The sequence below is a fragment of the candidate division WOR-3 bacterium genome, from assembly GCA_016926475.1.
Lineage (GTDB): Bacteria > SDB-A > SDB-A > SDB-A > SDB-A > JAFGIG01.
The window spans coordinates 1-10,195 of the sequence record JAFGON010000069.1 but is presented as its reverse complement, the minus strand read 5'-3'; the positions used below and the strand labels follow the sequence as shown (position 1 = coordinate 10,195).

Annotated in this window: 9 protein-coding genes; 3 read left to right on the top strand and 6 right to left on the bottom strand. The window is 39.9% G+C overall.

Annotated features, from left to right (window positions below; translation table 11 throughout):
• The 4 genes from JXA84_06805 to JXA84_06790 form a co-directional block, all read right to left on the bottom strand.
• On the bottom strand, positions 1 to 321 hold a 321-nt coding region (locus tag JXA84_06805), incomplete at its 3' end, for a hypothetical protein (protein MBN1150910.1).
• A gap of 115 nt (positions 322 to 436) precedes the next feature.
• Positions 437 to 3,802, bottom strand: coding sequence for an AAA family ATPase (locus tag JXA84_06800; protein MBN1150909.1), 3,366 nt, complete (start codon positions 3,800 to 3,802; stop codon positions 437 to 439).
• A 46-nt stretch (positions 3,803 to 3,848) separates the two neighbouring features.
• On the bottom strand, positions 3,849 to 4,781 hold the full coding sequence (locus JXA84_06795; GenBank protein ID MBN1150908.1) for a hypothetical protein: 933 nt from the start codon (positions 4,779 to 4,781) through the stop codon (positions 3,849 to 3,851).
• Between the two features lie 156 nt (positions 4,782 to 4,937).
• Positions 4,938 to 6,548, bottom strand: a complete 1,611-nt coding sequence (locus tag JXA84_06790) for a right-handed parallel beta-helix repeat-containing protein (protein MBN1150907.1) — start codon at positions 6,546 to 6,548, stop codon at positions 4,938 to 4,940.
• 235 nt (positions 6,549 to 6,783) lie between these two features.
• On the opposite strand from JXA84_06790, the gene wecB reads away from it, so the two are divergent.
• From wecB to JXA84_06775, 3 genes are read left to right on the top strand one after another with little or no spacing between them, the layout of a single operon-like run.
• The gene (wecB, locus tag JXA84_06785) at positions 6,784 to 7,866 is read left to right on the top strand and encodes a UDP-N-acetylglucosamine 2-epimerase (non-hydrolyzing) (GenBank protein ID MBN1150906.1); all 1,083 of its coding nucleotides are present in this window, start codon (positions 6,784 to 6,786) and stop codon (positions 7,864 to 7,866) included.
• 52 nt (positions 7,867 to 7,918) lie between these two features.
• Complete coding sequence (locus JXA84_06780) at positions 7,919 to 8,152, top strand: hypothetical protein (GenBank protein ID MBN1150905.1); 234 nt, start codon at positions 7,919 to 7,921, stop codon at positions 8,150 to 8,152.
• Entirely contained in the window at positions 8,125 to 8,700 is a 576-nt protein-coding gene (locus JXA84_06775) for a nucleotidyltransferase (protein MBN1150904.1), read from the top strand. Before JXA84_06780 ends, JXA84_06775 begins: the two co-directional genes overlap by 28 nt.
• A 33-nt stretch (positions 8,701 to 8,733) precedes the next feature.
• On the opposite strand, the gene JXA84_06770 is transcribed toward JXA84_06775, so the two are convergent.
• Positions 8,734 to 9,153, bottom strand: a complete 420-nt coding sequence (locus tag JXA84_06770; GenBank protein MBN1150903.1) for a hypothetical protein — start codon at positions 9,151 to 9,153, stop codon at positions 8,734 to 8,736.
• Positions 9,081 to 10,195, bottom strand: a 1,115-nt coding sequence (locus JXA84_06765) for a hypothetical protein (protein ID MBN1150902.1), incomplete at its 5' end; no start/stop codon positions are given. The genes JXA84_06770 and JXA84_06765, both read right to left, overlap by 73 nt.

Below are 10,195 nucleotides of genomic sequence, written 5' to 3'. Positions count from 1 at the left end.
GCTGACAAGGGCATCCGTTCCCCAGTCAGGTTGAGGAGTGACAATAGGCTCTTTCCACTGGACAACTATCTCCATGATTCCATCGCCAGTCATCTCTCCGAGGATTGGAAACAGACAAATTGACGCGGCGTATTCGCCTTCATTCCAGAGATTTTCTATCTCTTCCTTCAAGAGAATTTCCTGAGACGTTGCTCCCTCCCCCAACAATATCTCTATCATTGAGTTTTCCTTTTCCTGACTGCTCATTTCTTCAAGCAAAGTCCAGACGGACTGTGAAGACGCCAGCGAGCCGGAGACGAGCAAAAACATCAGTGTCAACATGGTTTTCTCCTTTGTTGTATTTTTGATATGACAATCTTGCATAGCGCAATTATGCCAACAAATACTTACAGGAGAATTATACTTTCAGGCGTTAATTAAACGTTAAATTAGAAAATTAAATCCGTTCACTGTCGGAACAAATTTTTTTATAGAGTTCGATGGTTTCAGAACTAGGTTCCACTCCATACTCTTCGTTCAAAGATTTTTTCATGAATTCAAAATACTTTATGGCGCCTATTCTGTCTCCTTGTCCGAGCATACAACGCATGATTATTCTGCCTGCTTGTTCGTCACAGGAATCCATTGCCAGCATTCTCTGAGCGAATTCTGCGGCTTTTTTCAGCTCAAGCCTCTGAAGGTTTAATTCCGAGAGCCACAATAATATTTCCCTCATACTTGCCTGAAGTTCGCGCTGTTTTTCGACGGCTTTTTCAAAATAGAACTCGGGTAGGAAAATCCCCTTGTATATCTCCGCGGCCAAGAGGGCGGACTTTTCCGCGGCATAAAAATTGATTTTTCTCTTTTGTGATTTCCAGTCGAGTAATGATTTTTCAAACCGAAAATAATCCGCATCCAGTTTCTCTTTGTCAAGTTTTACAGTGTCGCCTTCTCTCAAAACGATTTTTTCTCCGACAACATTAATAAGTTGATTTAGGACGACCCGAAAATTATTACTTCCTTTTTTCATGTCCGCCTCAGGCCACAATTCAGATGTCATCATTTCCCTCGTGTAATTACAGCCTGAGGACGATAACAGCAGCATCGCGAGAAGTTCTTTTGATTTTGCAAGTTTCCATTCTTTTAAGGAGACGAAATTATACTCCCCTGGTTTTTTCACATACAATCCCCCAAAAGTGTATACTTCTATTTTCTGGTCCATGAATGCAGATGTATTTTCAGTCGCTTTTTTTAGCGCGTTTTTGAATCCGGCTTTTTTCATCGAGGGTATGAGGTTTTCGACAGCTTTCCGGGCTCCTATATCATATAGCATGTCCATGCCTTCAAAAAATATCTTTTCACCCTTTTTTCCCCCAAGCTCTAATCCAAAATCTATTGGCAGAGATTTGAAAACAATTTTTTCTTTATGCTTCAAAGCTGATTTTCTTGTCTTTTCATAACTTTCCAATGCCTGCTTTTTTTTATTTCTTTTCAACAACAATATATTTTTTATCGCAAGCGCTTTTATCTGCCTTGATTTTATCGCGAGTTTTTTTGCTGTTTTAAGTGCTTCATCCAGGTATTTTTCAGACAAATCGTAATCGTTTTTTTTCAAATATAATAATCCGTTTACGGTTAAATAACCGCAACGCGCTCCTTTATCCAAGGCTTTCTGATTTATTTTTTTTATAATCGCGTCCGCATCTTCGATATCCCCCTTTTCAGCAAGCAGAATCGCCTTTTGAGTCTGAATTGAGGCGCACAATCTTGAATTGTCTATTTTTTCCGCCTTTTGCAGAGCAAATTCGTAATATCTTCTGGCTATATCCAACTCGCCTAAAATTTCATAACAGTTTCCCATGTAAAAAAGGTCGATTCCCATCGACTGATCCAGATCGAGTGATTGCGCCTGTTCCAGCGCGATATTCAGGTTTGAAAGAGCGGAATCAAGTCTGCCAAGTGATATTTCTATGAGCCCCAGGTTGGAATAACATTCGGAGATATAATCAAGAAAACGGTTTTTTTTTGCTATGTTCAGTGCTTTTGTAATGTATTCACGGGCGCTTTTGTATTGACCTTTCAGATACAGGACAAGTCCTATGTTTGAGCAGGCTTTGTATAACGATAACGGCGCGGCGTCTTCAGGTATTTCAGAAATCAGTTTTTTTGACAATTCTTTCGACTCATTTAAAAGTCCCTTTCTTCTCATAAACAAACATTTATCAGCTGACAGCATCCAGTGAATTTCACTTTTATCTTTGGCAAAAGTGAAAGCTTTGTTCAGACATTCCTCCGCCTCGGCAAAATTCTGATCTGAAAGACTGCTGTGAAACCTCATCCGGCAATATTTTGCCGCTTGTTCTGTAAATCCGTACTTTTCAAGGTCTCTCAGAAGTTTTTTTCCGTCAGTTTTTTTCGATTCCGTCTTTCCCAAAACCCAGGCAATGTAATTGTATTCGGATTCCAGGAGTGCTTTTTTTTCATCCGGAACGTCGGTTTTCGATGATATCTCTCTTGCGATTTTAATGTTTTCCCACGCAAGTTTGTAATCGTAGTTTTCAAAAAATTTCTCGGAAATCTCGTACAAATATAACGCCAGCTCTTTTGTGATCTCGTCCTCGGAAAGATCTTTTGTCAAATGTCGGGAGATTTCTGCTTTTTGAGATTTATTGCTTTTCAGGATAGAGGCAAGTCTTCTGTGCGTTTCACGCCTCGTAGTGATTTTCATCCTCTCGTATATCAGCTCCCTGATGAGAGGATGCGAAAAAACCCCTGAAGTTCCTGAGTAAGTCAGCAGGTTGAGGTGTTTAAGATTTTCGCATGTATCAGTGAATTGATCCTGAGGCATGGTTTTCTGCAGTTCTCTTAGTATAGAAAGATCGAAATTTTCTCCTATAACTGAAGCGCTTTCGATAATCTTCTTTTCAACAGGCGACAATTCAGACAGATGACTGCCTAAAACACTTTCAAGGGTTTTAGGGATCTGAAAATCCTTGTACTCTTCGCTAACCACCCATTCTCCGTTTGCCTGTTTAAAGACATTTCTGTTTATCAAAACTTCGAGAATTCTCTCCACAAAAAGGGGATTCCCCTTTGTAAGAGAATAAAGCCAATTCTGAAAATCGTTTAAATAATTGCTTTTAAATTTTGCGTCCAGAAATTTTTTTACATCGTTTTGTGCTAAATTGCTAAGTTCAATCAATAGAACTGAATTTTCAGGTAAAAGTTCTTTTTCAGAAAATTTGGCGCTTTTGCCATTTCCGTATGCTCTTTCAGTCGCCACTATCAGTATTGGAGATTCATGCGTTCTTCTTACTAAATACTTTAAAAGTTCCAGTGATTCGCTGCTCATCCATTGTATGTCATCTATCAGCAATACGACTGGTTTGAGCTTCGAAAGGTTTGATATGAAAGCATAATAAGAATAGTGTAGGTAAGTTTTGTTTCCAATTTTTTCTTCGTCTTTATACTCTACAGGAAACATCTCCTTAATTTTCGGGACCAAACATGAAAGGTAAACAGCATAGTCATTTTTTATAATTCTTTGCAGGGTTTTTCGAGGGAACTCAAGCCCTTCAATAAAATCCTCAAGGCTTCTTATGAATGGCGTATATCCCCCTACGTCGTCCATGTAGGATTTTGCGTTCAATAGGTTTAAATTTTGTTCTCTGACGTAATCTGAAAATTTCTTGAGAAGGGTGGTTTTACCCACCCCTGTTTCTCCTTTAATCAACACCGCTTTTCCATTGAAGTTGACAGCTTCCTCGAGGTATTTTTCCAACTCTATGAATTCTTTCTGCCTGCCTACAAAAGCGTTTTCCACTCTATTATCCTTTAGATTAATCCATTTGTTTTAAATTCGATGCTGATCATTCATCTTCAAATCCAGGAAATATTTCCTTCGCGCAATCCGGGCAGAGGCTGTGGGTGAATTCCGCCTCGGAATGATCTCTTATGTAAGCTTCGATTTGATTCCAATAACCTTTGTCGTCTCTTATTTTTTTGCACCTGGAGCATATTGGAAGCATTCCGCTTAAAACCCTGACCTTTTCAAGTGAGTTTTTGAGGTCTTTGGTCCTCTGCTGAACTTCTTCCTCAAGTTTCAAATTCAAATGCTTCAGAGTGTTATAATCTTCCTTTTCCTTTTTGAGAAAGAGAATAAAAATAGAAAGCAAAAATCCAAAAACCAGATATTCGCTTATCAATATATTTTTTATGAATCCATGTGTCACCGCGAAATCGTTTATACCTCCAATAACTCCTGGGATAAAAGCCATAAGGCCGTATATCCTCGATATCGAGGGTTTCTTGCAGAAAGCGACATGCAAGAGTGAATAAATAAAAAAAACAAGTATGGACAAAGCGTAAACAGAATACATGATTCTTGTCGTCGCGTAACAATAATGAAATTCAACAGAAAAGAAACTCGCGGTGTATTCAACAACAGGAAGCGAAAGGAAAATTTTTGTCGGCAGGGACAAGGCTATTAAAATCGAGAAAATAAGGTAAATTTTCGGGACCAGACTTTTTTTGAAATAGATATCATACAAGCAATACCCCCACGCACAGATGCATATCATCAAGCCCAACATCCTGATTCTGTGTAACCACAGTATCGCCTCGGGAGATTTTCCAGAAGACATCAAAAACGCAAAAAATGAAAAAAGAGCCCCTCCGAAAGTGGAAATTGCAAAATACAAATCTCTTTTACCGTTTTTTTTGACATAAAAATACAAAAAGAAATGGTAGGATGACACTGTAAACAGGACGGAGGCAATACCAATAAGAATGAATTGTTTCATATATTAGCGGTTTTTAATGATTTAAACCAGTTCAGAAATGTCCGGCAATAATAAAGCGATCTAATCGCTCCTCCTGACAATACCCATTCAAGAGGTATTTTTATAAATTTATTTTTTTGACCAACATCATAAATTGTATCACGATAATTTTGACGTTCAATTCAAGATCAATATTTTCGTCAAAAACCACTTTCCTCCAATATTGAGAACAGCAAAATACAATCCTTGCGAATCGAGGTTTATTGTATGGGTATTGAAATTGTATTGGTACTCACCGGGATTTAATTCACCAGATATCGGGTTAGATAATTTTCGTCCATCTATGCTGAAAATATCTAAATCGACCTGAGCTTTTTTTAATAAACTAAAACTCAATTTCAGAGATTCGTTTTGAACAAGAAAAACTATACTTCTTAGGGTTGTCGATCTTTGAATCTCATCAACTCCGACACCTTGATATTCATACGCGCCGATATCGAAACCGGTGCCGAAAGGTCGAGGGTTTCCGTCGAAGTCCCAGGATGGAGCGTATGCGGGAGAAGCGCTGTCAATTGCAGGGCTGGAAGATAGAAGGTGAAAATTATGAAGAACCATATCGACAAATATATTCGCGGCGTCATAGACGACAATGGAATGAGAATCCTGCCCTGAGTAAGTTGTCCAGAGTCCGTTTGCAATATCCGTCAAAGAAAATTCGTCGGTGTAGGCGACCGAAATCGCGCGGGATTGGTCGTTGTTGTGGAACAGGTTATAATCTCCGAAGTAATTGGCGGTGCTATACTGCTCAAAAGACAAACCGATGTTATCTCCGCCGGCAAGAATTGTATTATACATTCGAAGAGTGTCGTTTTGGTTTTCAACCCATACGGTATATGTTCCGGCTCCAAAAAACGTGCAATTGACAATTTCTGTCGTCGTCGGAGAGCCGCTCCAGTCGAGTTCTACATTTGAACCGACAGAACCAAAACCTATGCAATTTACCAATGAGACGGAGTCCTGCCACAATTTATATCCTCCGTTCCAACAATTATAAGCCAGACAAGAGTTGAGTGTAGATTTGCGTGAGCTTATATCAAAGCCATCATAGACATCGTATGTTGTGCAGTTGCTGAAAACGAAGTCGTGCTGATCACCGTGTCCGAGAGCAAAACCATCTACATTCTGCTGGGGATCTCGTCCATTGCGGGAAATGCAATTTAAAAATGTCCCGTTGTAGCATGAACCAGTGCCCGGAGAGACATCAACACCGTATAAAGTGAAATTGTAAGTTTCGACATGGTCGAGAAGAAAATCATGGCTGGAGTCTGAAATGCCGATTCCGTAAAAAACATCGTGAACTTTACAGTTTTTAAAAGTAACATGACTTGCTCCACTCATCCAGACGCCATTGTCAGACCAGTTTGATATCTCCCATCCTTCTATTGTAATGTAGGAGTTAAATACCCGCAATCCAGTGCTGTTTCCAACTGAAGTTCCATCGAGCACAAAATTCTCACCTGGATAGTTCACGAAAACTATTGGTCCGTCATTTGTGTTGCCGCTGTTGGTCGTAATTACATTTTCCTGGTAAACTGCAGCTCTAATAAAAACAGTATCTCCGGCTACCATTTGCTCAGATGCATGCTGAATGGTCAACCACGGCAAATTCAATGTTCCCGGGTTGGAATTACTTGCCGAAGGATCGTCTCCGTCAACATAGTAAGTTGCTGAACTTAAGAGGCATACTGTAAAAAACACCAAGGCCAGAAATGATAAAATTGTTTTCATGACCATCTCCTTGTGTTTTGTTCTAATTTTATGCTGAAAACATCTCCATTACAAATACTATAAATAAGCATTCAATTCATTGTTAATGACGACCGTTTAATTTTTAGAATTTAAGCAGGTTATCCAAAAAAATATCACATTTTACCTAAACAGGAATTGAAGTTAACATTCAAAGAACAAAGGTTGATTGGTATGATAGTCAATGCTATAGTCAAAAAAATCTTTAGGGAGAAAAATGGACAAAATCGCTATTGTAGCCGGCGCAAGGCCTAATTTCATGAAAGTTGCCCCTGTTTTAAAGGTTTATGAGAAGCTAACAGGTAAAAATATGCTGTTTGTCCACACCGGTCAGCATTACGACTTTTCAATGAGCGAAACTTTTCTCGAAGAATTAGACCTTCGAAAACCTGACGCTTTCCTCGGTGCGGGGAGCGGAAGCCATGCATTCCAGACTTCAAAAGTTATGACCGAATTCGAGAAATGGTGCACCGAAAACAAACCCAGTAGTATAGTGGTCGCCGGCGATGTCAATTCGACTATGGCATGCGCGATAACAGCGGCAAAGATTGGAATCCCATCCGCTCATATAGAATCGGGTCTTAGATCTTTCGACAGGAGCATGCCCGAAGAGATAAACAGAATGGTAACTGATCAACTCAGTGAAATACTATTCACAACCTGCAAAAACGCAGGGGATAATCTTAAAAAGGAAAACGTCTTCGGGCGGGTTTATTTCGTTGGAAATCCAATGATAGATTCACTGGTTTATATATCCGGAAAACTCGACGGAAAAATCCTTGGTTCTATGGATTTGCAAAAAGGAGAATACTGCCTTGTCACAATACACAGGCCATCAAATGTCGACGACCAAGAAAATTTAAAAATAATCGCTGACATCCTGACAGGTTTATCGGACATGATAAAAATCGTCTTCCCAGTTCATCCGAGAACTTTGAAAAAACTTAAAAACTCCGCGTATAAAGAGAAACTTCTAAAAAAAGATATAATTCTAACCGAACCCCTCAAATACAGCAAGTTTATAGAGGTTGAAAAAAACGCGAAATTAGTCTTGACAGACTCCGGAGGAGTCCAGGAAGAGACGACTTATTTTAAAGTTCCATGCCTGACCCTCAGACCGAATACTGAAAGGCCGATAACAGTGACAGAAGGCACAAATGAACTCGTTCCTCTCGACTTTTCGATCATAAAAAGCAAAGTGTCTGATATAATCGCCGGAAAATGGAAAAAAGGCGTTGTCCCAGAACTCTGGGACGGCAGAGCTGGAGAAAGAATAGCCCGTTATTTGGCTGATTGGTGATATTTAATCAGAACAGGCAGATTTCTTTGCTTGTTCTGATTTGTCAGTATTTATGATAAAATATTTTATGGTTTCAAATTCAAATCTTTACAAAAAATTTCTCGACGATTTCCGTAGAAAAGAAAATCTCCCTTTCGAAAAAAAATTAGAAATATTTGAAGAGATGTACATCTGGACCAGATTTATAAGTGCTGAAAAAAACGACAGTTTATTAGAAGGCACAAAAAAAAACATCAGAATCGCGGCAATTCTAAATAAATGTTCAAAAAACTTATCCTTGGATTAGCTCAAAGCTTTCAAAAAAACGGCATTCCTTACATTATCATCGGAGGACAGGCCGTATTGATATACGGTGAACCCCGAATGACGAATGATATTGACGTAACCCTTGGAGTTGATACCAATGAAATTCAAAATATACTCGCCATAACAGGGGATCTGGAGTTGAAATGCCTGGTGGATCATCCCTCTGAGTTTGTAAATAAGACAATGGTTCTCCCACTAATCGACCCGGTAACTGCTATAAAAATTGATTTGATTTTTTCAAATTCGGAGTTTGAAAAAAAGGCGATTGAAAGAGCAAAAAGAATAATCATTGACGGCATCAGCGTAAATTATGCTTCATTAGAGGATCTGCTGATTTTCAAGATTTTTTCAGGACGACCAAGAGACATTGAAGATGCAAAGAATATTCTGCTTAAAAATCCCGTTTTTGACATGGGATACATTGAAAAACAACTAAATGAATTCGATAAAGCACTTGCGTTGAATCTTCTGAAAACATTTCAAAAATTATTGATGGAAATAAAAAGGGGGCAATCGCCCCCTTTTTAAAATATTTCTACCGGCATGGTTTTGACGTTGCCCTCATTCATCAACTTGATGAAATACCTGCCGGCTCCTACACCCTGCCCAAAAGAGTTCTGAAGGTTCCATACAACGGTGTGAATTCCCTGAAGAGTAGACCCCGTCTGCTAAGGAATTCACTTTCCTTCCCAGGGCGTCATATACTTCAATGTTCACCCATGCATCGGATGAGACGGAAAAACTGACGGTAACCGAGCCGTTATTCTTGACAAGAGACGCGGATATATCCGACAGCGTTCCCGAGGGCTGTTCTTCGACGGAATTGTAATGATTCCACCTGTCAAACCATACTGGATTTGTCGCATATTGCCTGTAAATTACTATTCTGCCAGAAATATCATTCGCTGTTACATAAGTTCCGACTGAAGGTAGAAGTCCCGAAGGGCGGTAGTCGTTGGGATAATATTTACCCCCCCCCATGAATCGTCAGAAGTTCTGTAGTAACAGACAAAAAGAGAATCATCTGTGAATTGATAATCAAGAGCGGTGAAAAGGGCAAAGTTGCTTTGTCCGAATCTGATGAAAGGATTTGCCGATTGGACATCACCGACGAGTGTGTGAATTTGTTCTCCTTGCCAGTTAGTGCCGGCATCAGTGCTTATATTCTGATAAATTCTAGAATCTGTCCCTGAATTGTATCTCCAGACTGCGACTATCCGGTTGTTCGGATTCGAAGCTGTTTTGTCTGCTGATATGAAAAGCTGCGATTTTGCTGTATAGTCTGAAGTATCGTTTAGCCAGACATAGGAATAGCCTCCCGATATGGCTCCGTTTCTCAATCTTATGCCGTCGTTATAGCTGCCCCCCCAAACCGCAGCAACATGGGAATGCGTCTCATCGCTGAAAGTGCAAGATGGATATTCCGCGTTTGCATTACTTGAATGATAGTAATACGTCCATGTTATCCCTTGATCGAGAGATAACGCCGATCTCCACTGAATTTCATTATTCACGTAAGTAATCACTACATAGGGATCAGCGGTTTCATTTATGTCCATGTCGAGATTTCTGAGGTTGCTGGTCTGAACCACAGTACTGTCGAATTCATACCAGGTCGGAGCCGAACCATCGACAGGGATTTTTCCGAACCAGAATCTTCTTGTATTCGTCGTATAAGACGAATCTATCCAAGCGAAATACATGTCGGGCGTCGCGTCGTTCTTGCTGACCCTGATATCAAAATCTAAAAAACGGACCGGATTGGATATTGAAAACCACAGCGTGTAAATGTTTACCCATGTGAGGCCTCTGTCGGTCGAACGGTAAACTTTAACAGAATCGTTCGTCGCATTGCTCGTAGTGAGAACCACGTAAAGATATCCGTCCGAGTCGTAATCGAATCCTATGTCCGCGCGTGAGGTCAAATCACACTCGTTGGTGACGAGAACATCCGGTCCCCATAGAGGGGCAAAAGGAATCGGATTGTCAATGACGTCTATTTCCCTTTGCTGTTCTTCACTGT